Here is a 17,305-nt window from a genome sequence, read left to right as displayed (position 1 = left end):
GTGCCCAGTAGTCGTACCTCTTTCGGGACGATTCAATGAAGCAATCGGTGAAACGGCATCAATCGCAGCGTCAAGGGGTTTCCTGCTATCGAGACTTGGTGCAGGGCCCAAGCAAGGCTGCTACTTGCACCGAAGTGCTTGCTACTGATTTATTAGTGTGATGACGTCGAGGCAGGGCTCCATCATCTGGCCAGTGGTGCACGACGAACGTCGTGCCCTTATCCATGACCTAGAGCTCCTCGAGGAGGCGCAGTGGCAGACGCCCTCATTGTGCGTCGGCTGGAATGTACATGACGTGCTCGCTCACCTCGTTGATACTGCGAAGACAACCCGATTGGGCTTTGCCCGACGCATGATGGCTGCCGGCTTCAACTTCGATCGCGACAATGCCACGGGGGTCACCCGAGAACGCGCCCACGATCCCCGTCTTACACTGGCTGAGTTTTGTGCCGTGTCGACCCGGACATCAGGCCCCCCGGCGCCGCTGGCAACTCGGCTGGTCGAAGCCTTCGTGCACGGAGAGGACATCCGCCGCGCCGTTGCGATCAGGCGGGACTATTCCCCGGCTCACGTAGCAACCGCGCTGGACTACCAGCTGAGAACTTCCGTCAAGATCGGCGGCGGCAAAGAATACGCAGAGGGGTTGCGATTTATCGCCTCTGACGGCGCCTTCGAACATGGGTCCGGCCACGAGGTCCGGGGCCCCATGATTGCCCTTCTACTCTCCGTATCAGGACGGCCCGTAGCCGTCAATGAACTGATTGGGCCAGGCGCAGCAACCCTCATGCACCGCTCACTTTCCTGACGTTGGCCCAATCCGCCACGTTCTTCGGCACCCTTGCAGGTGAGGCCTACGACGCAACCATGCTGCCCGTCAGTGGGGGCACCCACATGCCACCCCTTCGGACGACGATCCGAAAGACGCTGGGATTGAGCCTAGGAGAGAAGTTGACGTGGCACTATACACACGGCGTCGAGTAGATGCGTCCGCAAGCGGAACGTCGTACGGGATGCCCGAGGAGTTCCGACAGCGGGTCAGGGAGCGCGCACGCGGAGGACCGCGGTTCAGTCGCTAAGTGGGGATCCGAGAACGTTGAAGAGAAATCCGCCAGGAGCGCCGGACAGCAGCGGCCGTGCGGCGCCTATGGCTGTCTGGACCTCCGGTAAAACGAGGCAGGATTGATGGGCCTCGGCGCTCCGAAACTGCATGGTCCTGTCGCACTTTCATTGCTTCTCGTTTGCTTCCTTCTCTAGGCGGATCTGCCGGCGCTCATAGTCCCGGCGGCTGAAGGTCGCCTTCCGCACGGATTCCTCATTGTCGAAACTTGATCCCACTGCCCCGGCCATAGTGCCCCGGGATGCCGAGAGTCAGGAGAGGTTCACGTATTCGCGAAAACCGATTTCGCCTTCAATCTGCAGTGAGAGGAACACCGGGTCGATGATGATCAGCGCCCCGGTCAAAATGACGGCTAAAAGTGCCAGATACATGATGAGTATCGCGATCACGATGGTTATCAGCGTGGCTAGGTTCTACATCACACGCATTTTTCACATGCTTGGATCCGCGCGGTCGCTCCCACAGTCCGTTGTGCGCCACGAGCCAGGTTCCCATGACCATGATTGAGAGCTGGCTGATGAGCATCAAACGGCGGGTCGGCAAGTAGTCTGCCATGCTCCAGATGCTGGTGTAGAAAACACCGAAGGCCGCGGTGGACAGGGCCGGTTGCTTCGCACCATGCCAATGAGCACCAAGATCCATCCCCTGAGGCTCTTGGCGGTCTCTGTGGAGTTTTCCTTGGCCTCGACCGCATCAACCCTAGGTTCTAACGCGAGCGGTTTGATCACCATCGACACATGGCCTTTTTCATCAAGGAAAGGATCATCCACTCCGTGCAGTTTGGACAACGCCTGTTCCATGGCCCGCTGCAGGCGCTTCTTGCGCACGATGCCCAAGGCGGTCAAAACGATCACGGCCGAGAGCTTGGTGATGTTGAGGCTGGATATCAACGGCTCGTCATTCTCATACTTCGGCAGGGAAGTCAGATACACCAGGTAGTCCCAGCTGCCTTCTTGGCGCAACTGCTCCGAATGCATGTTGATTTCAAGTTCTCCGAGCTTATCCAGCGGCAGGAGAATTCCATGACTTGGACTTCCCATGCAATCCGGGGTCGGCAATCAACCCGCCGGAGAGCTTCTTCCATACTGTTGTGGCCGTTTGTCTGGTGCTGCTCTCCACTGCGTTCACGTCGTCGGTCGCGGGCTGAGCATCTGCTCCAGGACGGACCGCGCCAGGACGGACCGCGCCACCGGCTGCCATGGCGTCGGCCAAACGCTCGGGGTCCTCGAGAGGATGGGCTCCCCGATGCTTGCGACGAGGCCCCACGCACTGTTTTGGGACTTTCCTCTGCGTCACCGGGCTCAGCTCTCGGTGGTATGACCGGCATCTCGCGCCTGCGTGGATTGTGCTGCTAGGTGGTTACAGATGACATGGTGTCGGTGACTTGCGCAGCGCGTTGATCAGTTTCACTCCCTTTCCCCCAGTACAGTTCAGGTCGATGGCGTTGGTGCGGTCGACGGAAGGTGCTGTTGAACGTCGTCTGAAGGCCTTGAGGCTTCGCATGGACAGTGTTCCGGTGCCTGCCAGGTGACCGTGTCCAGGGCGTCGACAGGAGATTGCCACTACGGACGTATCAGGGATGTGCAGCCGAGTACTGAAAAGGACACTGCGCTTGTGACGCGCCCCGGTTCAGTCCTCGTGCGGTCGCAACCAGGTGAAGTGGGGCGTCTCCTTGGCCAGGAAGGCGGCAACGCCGATGGCCGCGTCCTCGCTGACCGCCATCTGTCCCTGCCAGTAGGCGCTGAGCCCATCCACCGAGGCGTCGCCGGCCCCGGCACTCATGGCATTAATGAGCGCTTTGTGCCCTTGAGCGGAGAACTGCGAGCGCGCCGAAAGGTGCAGCGCAAAAGCCTCAACGTCATTCCAGAAGCTGTCCAGTGCGATCACCTTCGTGGCCAGGCCAAGCCGCAGCGCCTCTTGGGCGTTGACGAAGTCGCCGCTAATCAGCAGGTACTTTGCGGTGGCCGGGCCCGCCAGCTGCACCAGGCGCTTGATCCCGGACAGCGGATACACGATGCCGATCTTGGCCGGGGTGATACCGTACACGGCCCGCTCGGAGGCCAGGCGGATGTCGCAGGCGCCGGCGATCTGCCAGCCGCCGCCCACGCAGTAGCCGTCGATGGCGGCGATGGTGGGCTTGCGGAACCGGGCTATGGCACTCTCCGCGACGGTGATGTCACCGCCGTCGCTTTGTCCGGTGGCCGGGTCGTGCAGGATCTTCTGGACCGAGGCGATGTCCGCGCCCGCCGAAAAGTGGGATCCAGCCCCGCGCACCACCACCACTTTGACAGTGTCGTCGGCATCGAGTTGCGCCAGCAGGTCCTCGAACTGCTGCCACATGTCCTGGGTAATGGCGTTGCGCATGCCCGGGTTGTCCATGATGAGTGTGGCCACCGGTCCGGCCTGTTCAATGCGCAGCATGCCTGCCCTCTCCCCTGCCTGAATTATCACTTCCTGAACAGCTACTGCGCTCATGGCACGAGCCCCGGCTGCACCGATGGCGCAGCCAGCACGATACCCGCCTCCACCAGTCCGGCGATCTGGTCCTCCGTCAGCGACAACCCAGCCAGGACGGCAAGGGTGTCCTCCCCCAACGACGGCGGGGCCTTGCGGATACGCGGCGCCACCCTGTTGACAGAGATGGGGCCACGCACCAGCGGCAATTCGGAGCCGTCGGCGCGGTGCACGGTTTCCACCATGCCCAGCGCCTTTACCTGGTCATCGGCAAACGCCTGCTCATAGTTGTAGATGGGTCCGGCCGGAATGGCGGCGGCGCGCAGCATGGGCAGCCATTCGTTGGCGGTGCGGTGGACCAGCAACTCCTCCAGCTCAACCTTCAGCGCGGCCTCGTTGGCGTGGCGCAACTTGCCTGTTGCGTATTTAGGGCGCTCCGCCAGCTCCGGGGCACCCAGCAGGGTGCCCAACTTGCGCCACTGCTTTTCGTTGCCCACCGCGATGATGATGGGGATGTCCGAGGTGGCGAACACCCCGTAGGGGGTCAGCGCCGCGTGCGTGTTGCCCAACGGTACGGGAACCTCGCCCGTACTCAAATACTTTTGGGCCTGGAAGGCGCCCAACCCCAGACTGGTTTCCAGCAGCGACGTCGAGACCTCCATCCCCACGCCGGTGCGAGCCCTGCCCACCAACGCGGCCGCAATGGCAAGTGCGGTGTTGATGCCCGAGACCAGGTCCACGATGGGCACCCCCACCCGGAACATGTTCTCGGCGTCGGGACCGGTCACGGACATCAGCCCGCTCATGCCCTGCGCCACCTGGTCCAACCCGGGCGCCTGCGAGAGTGGTCCGGTAGCCCCGAAACCACTCACCGAGGCGATGATGATCTCCGGCTTGGACGCGCGCAGATCCTCCGGGTCAAGGCCCATGGTTGCCAACACGCCGGGCCGAAAATTCTCCACCACGACGTCGGCGCTCATCGCCAACTGCCACAACAAGTCCCGCCCGGCCGGGCTGTAGAAGTCGATGGCAATGGACTCCTTGCCGCGGTTAGTCGAGTCAAAGTACAGGCTGTGCTCGTTCTCAAAGGGGGGCCAAGACCGGCTGGAGTCACCACCCTTGATGCTTTCGGTCTTGATGATCGTGGCGCCAAGGTCGGACAGTAATGCGGTGGCGTACGGGCCGGCCAGGGCGCGGCTCAGATCCAGGATGCGGATACCCTCCAGCGGCGGCGTTGAATCTAGGGGCAGCGAGGAGTTCTCACCCATTGGGTACTCCGCGCAGCCGAACATTGATCTGCTTGGTCTGGGTGAACCCTTCCAGCATGCCTTCCAGCGAGACTTCCCGGCCCATACCGCTTTGCTTGTAGCCGCCGTAGGACTGCCCGGCCACCTGGCCGCCGCCCTGGTTGACCTGCACCCATCCAGCCTCTACCTGGTGGGCGGTGTTCAGCGCGTCGTCCAGGTTATGGCTCCACACATACGCGGCAAGGCCGTAGTTGGTGTCGTTGGCCATGCGGATGACCTCCGCGGTGTTCTTCCACGGGATCGCCACCAGGACCGGGCCGAAGATCTCCTCCTGCGCCAGCCGAAACTCGTTCCGAACCCCGCTGAACACTGTGGGCAGGTGGTAGTACCCCTCGGTCAGTGCAGCGTCGGTGGGGGCGCTGCCGCCGAGCACAGCCTTCATGCCGGGGGTGGCGCGGCCTTCGTCGAGGTAGCCGGTGATGGCGGTGTGCTGTTTGAGGTTGATGACAGCGCCCATGTCTGTGGCCTCATCGAGCGGGTCCCCCACCTTCAGCGCACCCAGCTTGGCACTCAGGCGGGCCAAAACGTCGTCGTAAATATCCTCATGAAGGAACAGGCGGGAGCCGGCGGTGCAGCTTTGGCCTTGGCGGGTGAAGCGGGAGGCGAGGAGCAGGCCGTCGATGAGTTCGTCGTCGACCGCGTCAGGGAACACGATGGAGGGGTTCTTCCCGCCCAGCTCCATGGACATGTGTGCCAGCCGGGCGCTGGCTTGGGCGGCCACGCCGCGCCCCACCTCGGTGGAGCCGGTGAAGGAGACCTTGTCCACGCCGGGGTGGTTGGCTAGGGCCTCACCGATGACGGAACCGCGCCCTGTCATGGCATTGACGACGCCGGCCGGGAGGTGTTTGTTGCACACTTGCGCGAGCAGCAAAATGGTGAGCGGGGCGTCGTCGGCGGCCTTCATGATGACGGTGTTGCCAGCGGCCAGGGCGGCCGGGATCTTGAACGCGGCGATCATCAGCGGCGAGTTCCACGGCAGGATCGCGGCAACCACGCCCAGCGGTTCAAGGCGGGTGTACTGCAGCTGGTTTTCCCCCGCTGGCAAGGTGGTGCCCTTGACCTCACCGGCCACGCCGGCAAAGTAGCGGAACATGGAGACCATGGTGGTGGCCTCGGGGCGGGCCTGCGTGCGCAGCGCGTTGCCCGTGTCCAGCGCAGTCAGCACGGCAAATTCCTCCGTGCGGGCCTCGAGCTCGTCGGCGATGGCCAGCAGCGCCTTGGAGCGGCCGCTGAAGTGCTGGGATCGCCAGGCCGGGAAGGCGGCCCGGGCCGCGGCAACGGCCCTTTCAACGTCTGCCACGTTGCCGGAAGGGACGCGGGCAATGACGGCTTCACGGCGGGCGGGGTTGTCAACATTGCGCCATTCACCGCCAGCCGAAGCCACTTCCTCGCCACCGATCCACATGGGCCAGTCCCGGACGGCCGGAACTGTTTGAACATCAGTCATGGCAATTTCCTTAGGCAGAAGCAATGGAAGCGGAAGTTTTCAAGGACCCATCCACGAGGGACACGATCTGGGAGCAGTCATTGCCGCCCTCTCCCTGGTCAATGAGGCGCTGGAACAGCTGCTGGACGTGCTCGCCGATCTCCAGCGGGGTGTCCGTGCTGCGGGCGGCTGCGATGGCCAGGCCGATGTCCTTGTTGGCCAGTTCGGCGGTGAAGGAGGGGGCGAAGTCGCGGTTGGCGGCTGAGGTGGGGACCACGCCGGCCAACGGGTACCAGGTGCGCAGCGCCCAGCTGTCGCCGGAGGAGACGGAAGCGATGTCCCAGAAGACCTGCTTATCCAGGCCCAGCCGGTCGGCAAGTACAGCGCCCTCGGCAGTGGAGGCCAGGTTGATGAACAGCATCAGGTTGTTGCAGATCTTGGCGGCCTGGCCGGTGGTGGCGCCACCGGTGGGGATGATATTTGCGGCCATTGGTTCGATGTAGGAGCAGGCGTCGGCCACGGCGCCGCCTTCGCCGCCGACCATGAAGGTGAGGGTGGCGGCAGCCGCTCCGCTCATGCCTCCCGAGACGGGGGCGTCGACAAAGCGGAAGCCGGCGGCAGCAGCGGCGTCGTGCACGGCCTGCGCGGACTCGATGTCAATGGTGGAGGAGTCAATGAGGAGGGTTTCCTTGGCCGCGTTGGCCAGAATTCCGCCGTCACCGAAGTACACGTTGCGCACATGGTCACCCTTGGGGAGCATGGTGAAGACAACGTCGGCGCCCTGGACCGCGTCGGCGATCGAGGAGGTAGGGGTGACACCGTTCGCAACGGCAGCGGCGAGCGCGTCTTCGCTCAGATCGAAGCCGCGTACCGCCTGCCCGGCCTTGACCATGTTGGCCGTCATGGGTCCACCCATGTTGCCCAAACCAATCCATGCCACAACTGCCATGATGAAAGCTCCTTTGCCTGACGATTCCCATTATGTCCTTAGTCCACCGACATTGGCGGATATGACCAGCATCACACCCTGATAGAGTGCAAACAAGACCGAAAAAGGCAGAGTGCATGTGCGTTCATGCACAGCACGCGGCGGGGCGTCCGCCCACCTAATTAGTAAGGAGCCCTCCCATGGTGGAATTCAAGAGGTTCCCCAGTCCCGACGACCTGCTGATCCTACTCACGGTGGCCCGGCTTGGCCGTTTCACCGCAGTGGCCGATGCGCTGGAGACAACCCACACCACCGTCTCCCGCCGGATACTGGCCTTGGACAAGCAACTGGGCGGGCGTACCCTAGAACGCACACCCCAGGGCTGGGAGTTGACGGAGCTGGGCCGGGCCGCCGTTGGCGCGGCGGAAGGCATCGAAAAAAGCCTGAGCGTCCTCACGTCGGGCATCCAGGACGGCGTGGACGCGGTCTCCGGGGTGGTGCGGGTGAGCGCATCCGACGGATTTGGCGCACTCATCGCTACACCGGCGCTGGCCCGGCTGCAAGGCAAGCACCCCTTGCTACGGGTGGAACTGCTCAGCGGCACGCGCCGGTTGAGCCAAAACCGCTCGGGCGTTGACATCGAGGTGGTGCCGGGAAGCGTGGACGCCGGTCGGGCGCAGACCATCCTGCTCTCCGACTACACCTTGCGGCTCTATGCGGGCCCGGAGTATGTCTCCAAGAACGGCATGCCGGAAACGGTTGACGCGCTGGCCACCCACAGCTTCATCTCCTACGTGGAATCAACCCTGCAAGTGGCGGAGCTGGTCCAACAGCACCGGACCCTGACCGCCAAGCCAGCGGATTTCCAGGCCACCAGCGTGTTCGCCCAGATCGAGGCCGTGCGGGCCAATGCCGGGATTGGCATGCTGCCCGCGTTCATGGCGGACGGGCAACCTGGACTTGTCCGCGTCCTGCCCAAAGAAGTAGAGCAAAAGGTGCAGTTTTGGGCTGCGTCCCGGCCCGAGTCGCTGCGTTCGCCCGCCGTGCAGGCAGTCGTGGCTGCGTTCCTGCAGGAAACCCGAGCCCGACGCCAACAGCTCCTCCCCGGCTGATGGACGACGGCGGGCGGCACCTTACGCCGTCCAGCCGCCGTCCATAATGTGGGAGGTGCCGGTGACCATGGCTGCCTGGTCCGAGGCAAGCCAGGTGACGAGCCCGGCAATCTCCTCCGGCTCGATGAGCCGCTTGATGGCATTTTTGTCCAGCATGATTTGTGCAAGCACCCTTTCCTCGGGGATGCCATGGGCGGCTGCCTGGCTGGCGATCTGCCCCTCCACCAGCGGCGTGCGCACGTAGCCCGGGTTCACACAGTTGCTGGTCACCCCATGCGCCCCACCCTCCAGGGCAGTGACCTTGGACAGCCCCTCCAGGCCGTGCTTGGCTGCCACATACGCGGACTTGTAGGCCGATGCGCGCAGCCCGTGGATGGATGACATGTTGATGATCCGCCCAAATCCTTGGGCATACATGTGCGGGAGTGCTGCGCGGATCAGCAGGAACGGCGCCTCCAACATGATGGCCAGAATACGACGGAAGGCGGCCGGGTCAAAGTCCTCGATGGGGCTGATGGTTTGGATGCCGGCGTTGTTGACAAGGATGTCCACTTCCAAGGAGAGCGATTCCAGGGCCCGGGTGTCCAACAGATCCACCTCCCACGACTCGCCGCCGACCTCGGCCGCCACCCGGGCAGCCCCCGCGCCGTCCCGGTCAGCAACGACGACATAGGCGCCTTGGGCCGCCAGCGCCCGGGCACAGGCGGCCCCCAAACCGCCGGCACCGCCGGTGACAAGGGCACGCCGTCCGGCCAAGAAACCGGTCCCCGCCGTATTTGCGGACATTCCTAACCCACCTTTGCTGCGGACTTGGCGGCGGCCGCACGGCCCAGGGCCAGCGTTCCGGCAGCATCGGCGTCGTCAATGTCCTGCAGGGATACGCCCTTGGTCTCCTTCAGGAACAGCACCGCGACCACCGTCACCATGCAGGCTCCGAGCAGGTACAGTGCCACGGGGACCGAGGATTTGTAATGTTCCACCAGTCCGGTGGCGATGAACGGGGCCATGGAACCGGCCACGATGGAGGTGACCTGGTAACCGAGCGAAACACCCGAATAACGCATCCGGGTCGGGAACATCTCAGCCATGATGGAAGGCTGGCCGGCGTACATCAGTGCATGGAACAACAAACCGATGGTGACCGCGGCCAGGATCATCAGGTCGTTGCGGGTGTCCATCATGGGGAATGCAAAGAAGCCCCAGGTGGCGCCCGTGAGTGCACCGAGCATGTAGGTGGGCTTGCGCCCGATCGTGTCGGAGAGCTTGCCCACCAGGGGTACCACACAGAAGTGGACGCCGTGAGCCACCAACAGCAGCAACAGTATCCGGGAGGTGTCGATGTTGACGATGATCTTCAGGTAAGTGATGGAGAACGTGACCACCAGGTAGTACAGGATGTTCTCGGCAAAGCGCAGTCCCATGGCGGTGAACACGCCGCGCGGGTAGCGGCGCAGGACCTCCAAGACACCATAACCGGACTGCGGATTTCCTTCCATTTCCGCCTGGGCTTCAAGGAAGATGGGGGCGTCGTTGACCTTTGTGCGGATGTAGTAACCAATCAGCACGATCACGGCGGAGAGCCAGAAAGCGACGCGCCAGCCCCAGCCCAGGAATGCGGCCTCACTGAGCATGGAGGACAAGGTCAGCAGGACACCCGTGGCGAGCAGATTACCAAGCGGCACCGCCGACTGCGGCCAAGACGCCCAGAAGCCGCGTGACTTGTTGGGGCTGTGCTCGGCCACCAGCAAGACAGCACCGCCCCATTCGCCTCCGACGGCGAAGCCCTGGATGAAGCGCAACCCCACCAGGAGTGCCGGCGCCCAGTAGCCGACCTGAGCAAAACTGGGCAGGCAGCCCATCAGGAACGTGGAAACACCGACCAAGATGATGCTCAGCTGGAGCAGCTTCTTACGGCCGAACTTGTCGCCGAAGTGACCAAAGACGATACCGCCAATGGGCCGGGCAACAAAGCCGACGGCGTAGGTCAAAAAACCTGCCATGATCGCGTCGAGCTCTGATCCGGAGTTGGGGAAGAACATCTTGCCGAACACCAAGGTGACGGCGGTGGCGTAGAGGAAGAACTCGTACCATTCCACGACGGTCCCGGCCATGGAGGCTGCCACGACCTTCCGCAGCCCCGAATCCTTTACAGATGGGGATATACCAGCTGGTGAGCTCATTTTTACTCCTCCGCACCAAGTGCGCGCCTGTCGACATTGACAATTAGGTAACTTCTCCACATTGTGATGTGGCCCACGTTGTGGTTGTTTCCTGCGAGTATTGCAGGGTTCACCCCCGAACATCAAAGCCCAATCGCGCAGATACGGTGCGCAAAAATGCACATCAAGCAAGGGTCTTCCCCGCATGCCCGAGCCCCCCCGTACACCTGCGGTTCGGCGCCGTTGAGAAGGCAAAAATGATCCCGTTCCCGCTTTATGAGCCCGGAATTGAGGGATCATAGAGCGGGAACGGGATCATTTTTCATGGGGACGGCGGCAGGGAACGCCCGACTGCGGGCCGTCGCCTGCTACCTACGCGAACAGCTTGTTCAGCCATGCACTCCAGGCCGCGCCCGCAACCTCCGTGCCCGCAGCCTCCGCGTCGGCACCGTCGGCGAACAGGTGCACAGTCATGCCCACCACCGCGCCGAAGGCGTTTCGTCCAAAGAACCTGTACATGGCGTCCTCGGTGCGCAGGCCCACAAAATTCGGGTCCAGGTAGTCCACCACGGCGTCTACCGTGCCGAGCCCCGCAATGGCGACGCTGACGTGTCCGCCGGCTCCGGCGCCGTGAATTCCCAACGCGGCCTTGACCGCCTCAAAGGCCTCCGGCGACGATGACGCAGCGGGCCCCTGCACATCGGCGAACCCGGCCTGTTTCCCCGCGAAGTACTTTACGTACTGGCCCAGCGTGTGGATATAGAACGCGCTGTGCTTGGCGGCGCCGTCGTACTGCTTCTCCCAGTCCCCAAAAAGGACGCCGCTATGGACGTACCGCAGCCATGATTTGCCGCCCGGTCGCTGAGAAATTTCAAATTCCAGCTCGTTGTAGAAGCCATTGGGGCCCTCCATCCGGCTGGCGTAGTGGTGAGGCGGGTCCCAGGCAGTGACGGTGCTGCCCATGGGACCGGCCCCTCCCACCGTCTTCTCCAGCCCGCCCGGAGAGGGCCACAGCCAGCCGGAGTTGCCTTCGGTCGCAGCAAAGAACACCGCATCCGGAGTCCCGTCGATCTCCGATTCGTGGACGATCTTGAAATCCTTGACCATCTCTTACTCCTCAATACGGCAGGTTGACCCGGCACTTCGTGCCGGTTTTTCAGTCTTGACGCTGCAATGAAGTGCGACGCCGAGCCCGTGTTTGCACCCTTCGCGAACCTCCGCGCTTTGGTCCGTTCTATCAGATCGGCAGCCGAGGTGAAATCGACCGGCATTTTCGACACGCTGTAGAAATGTGCCATACTCGTCTTGTCCGGGCAAACCGGCGGAGATCTGACAAGGGGGCGGTGATGGCAGCACGCGGCATTCGCCTTGCGCGCGGATGGTCCGGCGCAGCTGCCGCAACCTTCGCCGCAGCACTCTCGCACTCCATTGCCGGCGGTGGCATCCCCAGCCTGCCTGTCATTGTTCTTTCCCTCGCGCTTTCCGGCCTTGTCTGCACTCTTCTGGCCGGCCGCGTCCTGTCGCTGTGGCGCCTGACTGCCGCAGTGGCACTGAGCCAAACCGTATTCCACTGGCTTTTCAGCGCCGGTACCGCATCCTCCGCCATGACGGCACCCCGCGTACAAATGGGCCATGCCGGCCACCTCATGGACACCAGGGAAGTGGATGCGGTCACCGCCATGGTGCCCACGGCCATGGACCACGACTCCGCCCTCATGTGGCTGGGCCATGCCCTCGCCGCGGTCGCCACCATTACCGTACTGCGCCACGGCGAAGTCGCTGCCGTCCGGCTGCTCCAGGCGCTCCGGCTCCGGCTGGTCCGCCTGATTCCGCTGTTCGCGCCGGTTCCCGTCGACTCGGGCCCCCAGATCCGCCCGGACAGCTGGCCCGTCCGGGCCCTGCGCAGTCTTGGCGTGCCGCTGCTGTCCATGCGCCACCGCGGCCCCCGCTGCCTTTCCCCGTGTCCTAAAACGCCCAGCGTTTTACCACCCAAAGCCCTGCGTGCGCCCAAGCGGCGGCGGGGCGGGAAGCAGCCATGGCAAAAAATCATTTGCACTCACTTTCATGGCGAAATCCTGGTTCAATCGGCGCCTCTGTGCTGGCAGTTCTCCTGCTCTGCCTGGGCTTGTCCCTGGCCGGGGCACCCCTGGCAGCCGCCCACGACCAGATCATTTCGTCCACACCCACCCCCGGGCAGCGCCTTGTAACGGCCCCGCTCCACATTGAAATCCGCTTCAACGGAACACTGCTGAACCTCGGCCACGAGGTCCGGGTCATCGGCTCGGACACCAAAAACTGGGTTCAGGACGCACCTGTCCTAAACGGCGAGAAGCTCACGCAGCCCTTGCCCGCCGGCATGCCCGACGGCGAATACCAGGTCCGCTGGCGGGTGGTCTCAAGCGACGGTCACCCCATCAACGGCAGCTACACGTTCTTGGTGGGCGACGCCGCCACGGCCGGTTCCGTTCCGGCTCCACAGGCTGCAACCACGTCCGGGCAGGCCCTGGCAACCACCACGGAGGCGTTGGCGGCAACTTCCGCGAACGGCGTTCCGGCCTGGCTTTTGCCTGCCGGGATTGGCGCGGCGGCGGGCCTGGGCACCTACCTTATCTACGTCGTCGTGCTGCGCCGGATGCGCCGCCCACCGGCCAGCAACTAAACACATCAAATTTTCCCCTCCGCCACGGCCCCATCAGCGGTGGCAGGGGCACAGCTTCAGGAGTTTTATCATGAACAAGATCTCCCTCATTCCGGCCCTGTCCCTTCTCGCCGCGGCATCCTTGGCCCTAGCCGGTTGTGGCGCCGCCAGCAACGAAACAGCGGCTCCGGCCAGCATTACAGCCAGCCACGGAACGCCGGCTGTGACTGTCAGCGACGCCTGGATCAAGGCCTCGGAGTCAGGCATGACGGGCGCCTTTGGCGTGATCAGCAACAGCAGCGACGCGGACGTCACGGTAGTCAGTGCCGCCACGGACATTTCACCCATGGTGGAACTGCACGAAACGGTGCCTGGTGCCAGCGGGTCCATGCAGATGCGGGCCAAGGAAGGCGGTTTCACGGTCCCGTCGAAGGGCACGTTCAAGCTCGAGCCAGGCGCCAACCACATCATGTTGATGGGTCTGCAAAAACCCATCAAGGCCGGCGACGATGTCACCTTCACCCTCAAGCTCTCCGATGGCGGAACACTCACCTTCACCGCCCCTGGCAAGGACTTCAGCGGCGCCAATGAGAACTACGACGGCGGCTCAGTCGAAGACGCCGGGCACGGCGGCATGGAACATGGCGATTCCAGCCACAGCACCCCGGAGTCCGACACCTCATCCCACACCAAGTAACGGCCCGGGGAAGGACATCATGGGCAATCACCCATCAACGGGGCGGGATATCCCGCCCCCTGGCAACCCCGGGGGCGGGGGCCTGCAGCGCAGGCACCTGATCTTTGGTGGTGCAGCAGCCGGCCTGGGCGCGTTGGCCGCCGTCGGAGCCACCCTGACCGGGACGGCACAGAATCCGGCGTCGCCGGCGTTGGACATCCAGCTCCATGGCGAGACCATCGTGCCCTTTTATGGTGTCCGGCAGGCGGGGGTTCAAACACCCCCGCAGGCCCACGGCAGCTTCATCGCCCTGGACTTGAATCCGGGTACCGTCCCGGACCGGGTCAGGGCGCTGCTGAAACTGCTCAGCGACGACGCCGCGAAGCTGACCGGCGGGAAGGCCGCCCTGGCGGACACCGAGGGTGAGATGGCGGTGCGGCCGGCCCGGCTGACGGTGACGTTTGGCTTCGGACCGGGTCTGATGTCCGTCGTCGCCCCCGCGAAGGCTCCGGCCTGGCTGAAACCGTTACCGGCGTTTTCCATCGACCGCCTGGTGCCCGAATTCAGCGGTGGGGACTTGCTACTGCAGATCTGCTCGGATGACCCAATGACGGTGGCGCATGCGCAAAGGATGCTGTTGAAGGACAGCCGGAGCTTCGCCACCGTGAAATGGGTCCAGCAGGGGTTCCGGCGCGCCCGCGGCAGCGACGAGACCGGGACCACCATGCGCAACCTCTTCGGCCAGGTGGACGGCACTGCCAACCCTGGGCCGGGCAGCCAGAAATTCGGGGCGGTGGTGTGGGGTGACGCCGCCAATCCGGCGTGGACGGAGCACGGAACATCCTTGGTAATCCGGCGGATCCGCATGGACCTGGACAAATGGGACGGGCTGGACCGGCCCGGGCGCGACGAGTCAATCGGGCGCAGAATGGACAACGGGGCACCGTTGACAGGGGTTCAGGAGCACGACGAACCGGATTTCGATGCCGTGAACGCCGCAGGATTCCCGGTCATTGCCGACTTTTCGCACCTGCGCCGGGCCCGGCCGGAGGATGAATCGCAGCGGATCTACCGGCGCGCCTACAACTACGACGTGGCTCCCGGGGCGGGCCGGGCTTCGGAGTCCGGCCTGGTCTTTGCCTCCTACCAGGCCGACGTTAACCGGCAGTTCGTGCCCATCCAGCAGCGGCTGGATGAGCTGGACCTGCTCAATGAATGGACGACACCGGTGGGCTCGGCCGTGTTCGCCATCCCGCCGGGGTGCCAGCCCGGCGGCTTCGTGGGCGAAACACTGTTCGTCTGACGTCCATTGGGACGCCCGCCCGGTGACCCTGGAGATATGGCGACTTACGCCCCGCGTAAGTCGCCATATCTCACGGCTCGCGCAGCGCTAGGTGTTCACAGGCCCTCGAAGGTGAACACTCGGCGCACCACCAGTCCGTCAGCGAGCGCATCCAGCCCCTCGTTGATCTCGGTCAGCGGCTTGGTGTCCGTATGCAGCAGTTCCAGGGGCAGCTTCCCGTTCCTCCACAGTTGGATGTAGGCGGGGATGTCGCGGGCGGGGTCGGCGTCGCCCATGTAGGAACCCAACAGTCGCTTGCCGGTACCGGCAAATTGCAGGGCCTGGACGTGCAGCATCGCCTCTGGGTGGGGCAGCCCCACCGAGACCAGCGCCCCTCCCCTGCCCAACAGGGCCAGGCAGGCCTCCATGACCTTGGCACTGCCCACGGCTTCGATGGCCACGTCCGCACCGAAGCCTGAGTGGGCGGCCACCAGCGCGGCCGCCTCGTCCGGGGCCCCGGCAAAGTGTGCACCGCATTTCAATGCCAACGCTTGTTTCTCTGGCAGCGGATCAATCGCAATGACGGTGGCGTAAGGGACTTGGACGGCCGCCATGACCGCGGCGAGACCCACGGCACCCATACCGAACACAATCACTGTTTGCCCCGCAGTGACCTTCGCGGAATGGATGACGGCGCCGATGCCGGTGAGTGCGGCGCAACCAAACATGGCGGCGACATCCAACGGGACGTCGTCGTCAATCACCACCACAGACTCGCGGGCCACCACGGCATATTCTGAGAAGGCGGAAACACCGAGGTGGTGGTTGATCCTCTCCCCCGACTGCGAACGCAGCACCGCTTCACCGTGCAGGAGTTCTCCGGCGCCATTCGCTTCGGCGCCGCGATGGCACAAGGCCGGCCGCCCACTGGCGCAGGCCTTGCAGTGCCCGCAGCTGGGGACAAAAACCAGAACCACCCGGTCACCGAACTTGACCCCGTCCACGCCGGGACCGACGTCGGCCACGGTGCCGCTGGCCTCATGCCCCAGGGCCATGGGCAGCGGCCGGATCCGGGAGCCGTTAATGACGGAGAGGTCCGAGTGGCAAAGGCTGGCACGTTCGATCTTCACCAGGACTTCACCGGCACGTGGCACCGGGATGGGTAGCCGTTCTAGGGTGAGCGGCTGGCTGTCCTTGTAGGGCCGGCCGGCGGTGGAGTGGCGGAGTATTGCGCTGGTCATCAGCGTCGCTTCAGGCATCCGTCGACCCTTCATAGCTTTCAACGCGGCGGGAGGCCAGCTTGGGAATGATCTGGCCCAGGCCGATGGTCTTGAAGTGATCATACCCGCGGTGCGCGGCAAAACCGGCGGCATCCGTGTATCGTTCCAGGATCACGATGTGGGCGGGATCCTCTTCGCCACGGAAAAACTCATAGGAGAGGTTGGCTTCCTCGGTCCGGCTTGCCGCAGCCAGCCCACTTAGCAGCCCCAAGACGTTCTGAACCTCATCGGGCTGGGGAAAGTAGTGGGCAATGACCTGAAAATATTTCGATGACATGGCTGTGATCCTTAGTTGAGAGGAAAGGGAACTACTGGCGCACGGCCAGGTCCCACAATTCGGGACTGCTGGTGGAGACCCCCGTGGCGCCCTCACGGAGGGCGGCCGCCACATCCGGGGCGGTCTTGATGAACCCGGCGGCAATGTACGGTGACAGTGCACGGATTTCACCCGGCTCCAGCACTGCCACCACCGGCCACGGCATGATTTGCACCAGGGCCGGCTTGCTTTGTTCCACGGCGAGGGCACTGCGGGGCAGGTTGGAGCGGTCGGTGACAAACACCTTGTGTATGGTCACCATTCCCATGGCGTTGGCCCGTTGGATGAGCGCGGTTTTGGTGCTAACCACTCCTTGGGTGCCAATCTTCTTGAGATACTCAATAGCGCCACGGTCGCTGCCAAGCCCGGAGCAGTTGTCAACGTTCACGAAGGTGAACTTGCCTGCTGCCGACAAGACAGCGATCAGGCCCTCAAGTTCGTGGAGTGCCACGTTGGCCAAAAGGCACACGCGGCACTCCGACGCCAGAAAGCCAGTCACGTTCTCAACGCCAAATACGGCTGCGATGACCGGGTTTCGGGCCAACATCCCAGCCAGGTCTTCGGGAAGGTCACGCATGATTTTGTGCTCGCTTTCTGCGTTGCTTGAAGG

General features: G+C 63.8%; 18 protein-coding genes. 6 read left to right on the top strand and 12 right to left on the bottom strand.

Features of this window, described 5'->3' with window-relative positions:
* Positions 1-160: 160 nt before the first annotated feature.
* A complete protein-coding gene (locus AOC05_RS01365; RefSeq protein ID WP_062005021.1) occupies positions 161-805 on the top strand; it encodes a maleylpyruvate isomerase family mycothiol-dependent enzyme in 645 nt (214 codons plus the stop codon).
* A 563-nt stretch (positions 806-1,368) separates the two neighbouring features.
* On the opposite strand, the gene AOC05_RS19200 is transcribed toward AOC05_RS01365, so the two are convergent.
* From AOC05_RS19200 to mmsB, 6 genes are all read right to left on the bottom strand, one after another.
* A complete protein-coding gene (locus AOC05_RS19200) occupies positions 1,369-1,506 on the bottom strand; it encodes a hypothetical protein (protein ID WP_154605029.1) in 138 nt (45 codons plus the stop codon).
* 135 nt (positions 1,507-1,641) lie between these two features.
* Positions 1,642-2,157, bottom strand: coding sequence for a hypothetical protein (locus tag AOC05_RS01360; protein ID WP_157374867.1), 516 nt, complete (start codon positions 2,155-2,157; stop codon positions 1,642-1,644).
* Between the two features lie 589 nt (positions 2,158-2,746).
* Complete coding sequence (locus AOC05_RS01355; protein ID WP_197277879.1) at positions 2,747-3,592, bottom strand: enoyl-CoA hydratase/isomerase family protein; 846 nt, start codon at positions 3,590-3,592, stop codon at positions 2,747-2,749.
* Positions 3,589-4,839, bottom strand: coding sequence for a CaiB/BaiF CoA transferase family protein (locus AOC05_RS01350; RefSeq protein ID WP_062005015.1), 1,251 nt, complete (start codon positions 4,837-4,839; stop codon positions 3,589-3,591). Before AOC05_RS01350 ends, AOC05_RS01355 begins: the two co-directional genes overlap by 4 nt.
* The gene (locus AOC05_RS01345; protein ID WP_062005013.1) at positions 4,832-6,325 is read right to left on the bottom strand and encodes an aldehyde dehydrogenase family protein; all 1,494 of its coding nucleotides are present in this window, start codon (positions 6,323-6,325) and stop codon (positions 4,832-4,834) included. The genes AOC05_RS01350 and AOC05_RS01345 overlap by 8 nt, the downstream gene beginning before the upstream one ends.
* Positions 6,326-6,335: 10 nt before the next feature.
* The gene (gene mmsB, locus AOC05_RS01340) at positions 6,336-7,253 is read right to left on the bottom strand and encodes a 3-hydroxyisobutyrate dehydrogenase (RefSeq protein ID WP_062005010.1); all 918 of its coding nucleotides are present in this window, start codon (positions 7,251-7,253) and stop codon (positions 6,336-6,338) included.
* Between the two features lie 179 nt (positions 7,254-7,432).
* Here mmsB and AOC05_RS01335 point away from each other — a divergent pair, with 179 nt between their 5' ends.
* On the top strand, positions 7,433-8,344 hold the full coding sequence (locus AOC05_RS01335; RefSeq protein WP_062005008.1) for a LysR family transcriptional regulator: 912 nt from the start codon (positions 7,433-7,435) through the stop codon (positions 8,342-8,344).
* A 21-nt stretch (positions 8,345-8,365) separates the two neighbouring features.
* Here the strand turns inward: AOC05_RS01335 and AOC05_RS01330 are convergent, their stop codons facing one another.
* From AOC05_RS01330 to AOC05_RS01320, 3 genes are all read right to left on the bottom strand, one after another.
* Positions 8,366-9,130: a 3-hydroxybutyrate dehydrogenase gene (locus tag AOC05_RS01330; RefSeq protein ID WP_062005006.1), complete on the bottom strand. Its 765-nt coding sequence runs from the start codon at positions 9,128-9,130 to the stop codon at positions 8,366-8,368.
* 2 nt (positions 9,131-9,132) lie between these two features.
* Positions 9,133-10,524 carry an MFS transporter gene (locus tag AOC05_RS01325; RefSeq protein ID WP_062005004.1) on the bottom strand — a complete coding sequence of 464 codons (1,392 nt, stop codon included), beginning with the start codon at positions 10,522-10,524 and terminating at the stop codon, positions 9,133-9,135.
* A 351-nt stretch (positions 10,525-10,875) separates the two neighbouring features.
* Positions 10,876-11,610: a hypothetical protein gene (locus AOC05_RS01320; protein WP_062005003.1), complete on the bottom strand. Its 735-nt coding sequence runs from the start codon at positions 11,608-11,610 to the stop codon at positions 10,876-10,878.
* Between the two features lie 239 nt (positions 11,611-11,849).
* On the opposite strand from AOC05_RS01320, the gene AOC05_RS01315 reads away from it, so the two are divergent.
* The 4 genes from AOC05_RS01315 to AOC05_RS01300 all read left to right on the top strand — a co-directional run bounded on the left by AOC05_RS01315 (position 11,850) and on the right by AOC05_RS01300 (position 15,120).
* Complete coding sequence (locus AOC05_RS01315; RefSeq protein ID WP_197277878.1) at positions 11,850-12,710, top strand: hypothetical protein; 861 nt, start codon at positions 11,850-11,852, stop codon at positions 12,708-12,710.
* The gene (locus tag AOC05_RS20460; protein ID WP_197277877.1) at positions 12,599-13,162 is read left to right on the top strand and encodes a copper resistance CopC family protein; all 564 of its coding nucleotides are present in this window, start codon (positions 12,599-12,601) and stop codon (positions 13,160-13,162) included. Before AOC05_RS01315 ends, AOC05_RS20460 begins: the two co-directional genes overlap by 112 nt.
* Before the next feature lie 70 nt (positions 13,163-13,232).
* Positions 13,233-13,838 carry a copper chaperone PCu(A)C gene (locus tag AOC05_RS01305; RefSeq protein WP_062004999.1) on the top strand — a complete coding sequence of 202 codons (606 nt, stop codon included), beginning with the start codon at positions 13,233-13,235 and terminating at the stop codon, positions 13,836-13,838.
* 19 nt (positions 13,839-13,857) lie between these two features.
* Positions 13,858-15,120, top strand: coding sequence for a Dyp-type peroxidase (locus tag AOC05_RS01300; protein ID WP_082357670.1), 1,263 nt, complete (start codon positions 13,858-13,860; stop codon positions 15,118-15,120).
* Between the two features lie 95 nt (positions 15,121-15,215).
* On the opposite strand, the gene AOC05_RS01295 is transcribed toward AOC05_RS01300, so the two are convergent.
* The 3 genes from AOC05_RS01295 to AOC05_RS01285 are packed head-to-tail and all read right to left on the bottom strand — an operon-like array spanning position 15,216 to position 17,272.
* On the bottom strand, positions 15,216-16,358 hold the full coding sequence (locus AOC05_RS01295) for an alcohol dehydrogenase catalytic domain-containing protein (RefSeq protein WP_395939437.1): 1,143 nt from the start codon (positions 16,356-16,358) through the stop codon (positions 15,216-15,218).
* The gene (locus AOC05_RS01290) at positions 16,351-16,656 is read right to left on the bottom strand and encodes a putative quinol monooxygenase (protein ID WP_062004997.1); all 306 of its coding nucleotides are present in this window, start codon (positions 16,654-16,656) and stop codon (positions 16,351-16,353) included. Before AOC05_RS01290 ends, AOC05_RS01295 begins: the two co-directional genes overlap by 8 nt.
* Positions 16,657-16,687: 31 nt before the next feature.
* Positions 16,688-17,272, bottom strand: coding sequence for a glycerol-3-phosphate responsive antiterminator (locus tag AOC05_RS01285; protein ID WP_062004995.1), 585 nt, complete (start codon positions 17,270-17,272; stop codon positions 16,688-16,690).
* Positions 17,273-17,305 lie beyond the last annotated feature (33 nt).

The organism is Arthrobacter alpinus, from assembly GCF_001294625.1.
GTDB lineage: Bacteria > Actinomycetota > Actinomycetes > Actinomycetales > Micrococcaceae > Specibacter > Specibacter alpinus_A.
The sequence above is the reverse complement of the archived record's forward strand: the minus strand, read 5'-3'. Positions and strand labels throughout refer to the sequence as shown.

Coding starts and splice junctions, on each gene's coding strand:
- AOC05_RS01365 (WP_062005021.1), top strand. CDS start 161: ATGACGTCGAGGCAGGGCTCCATCATCTGGCCAGTGGTGCACGACGAA.
- AOC05_RS01350 (WP_062005015.1), bottom strand. CDS start 4,839: ATGGGTGAGAACTCCTCGCTGCCCCTAGATTCAACGCCGCCGCTGGAG.
- AOC05_RS01295 (WP_395939437.1), bottom strand. CDS start 16,358: ATGCCTGAAGCGACGCTGATGACCAGCGCAATACTCCGCCACTCCACC.
- AOC05_RS01315 (WP_197277878.1), top strand. CDS start 11,850: ATGGCAGCACGCGGCATTCGCCTTGCGCGCGGATGGTCCGGCGCAGCT.
- AOC05_RS01360 (WP_157374867.1), bottom strand. CDS start 2,157: ATGGGAAGTCCAAGTCATGGAATTCTCCTGCCGCTGGATAAGCTCGGA.
- AOC05_RS01320 (WP_062005003.1), bottom strand. CDS start 11,610: ATGGTCAAGGATTTCAAGATCGTCCACGAATCGGAGATCGACGGGACT.
- AOC05_RS01325 (WP_062005004.1), bottom strand. CDS start 10,524: ATGAGCTCACCAGCTGGTATATCCCCATCTGTAAAGGATTCGGGGCTG.
- AOC05_RS01305 (WP_062004999.1), top strand. CDS start 13,233: ATGAACAAGATCTCCCTCATTCCGGCCCTGTCCCTTCTCGCCGCGGCA.
- AOC05_RS01335 (WP_062005008.1), top strand. CDS start 7,433: ATGGTGGAATTCAAGAGGTTCCCCAGTCCCGACGACCTGCTGATCCTA.
- AOC05_RS01330 (WP_062005006.1), bottom strand. CDS start 9,130: ATGTCCGCAAATACGGCGGGGACCGGTTTCTTGGCCGGACGGCGTGCC.
- AOC05_RS01345 (WP_062005013.1), bottom strand. CDS start 6,325: ATGACTGATGTTCAAACAGTTCCGGCCGTCCGGGACTGGCCCATGTGG.
- AOC05_RS01355 (WP_197277879.1), bottom strand. CDS start 3,592: ATGAGCGCAGTAGCTGTTCAGGAAGTGATAATTCAGGCAGGGGAGAGG.
- AOC05_RS01300 (WP_082357670.1), top strand. CDS start 13,858: ATGGGCAATCACCCATCAACGGGGCGGGATATCCCGCCCCCTGGCAAC.
- mmsB (WP_062005010.1), bottom strand. CDS start 7,253: ATGGCAGTTGTGGCATGGATTGGTTTGGGCAACATGGGTGGACCCATG.
- AOC05_RS01285 (WP_062004995.1), bottom strand. CDS start 17,272: ATGCGTGACCTTCCCGAAGACCTGGCTGGGATGTTGGCCCGAAACCCG.
- AOC05_RS01290 (WP_062004997.1), bottom strand. CDS start 16,656: ATGTCATCGAAATATTTTCAGGTCATTGCCCACTACTTTCCCCAGCCC.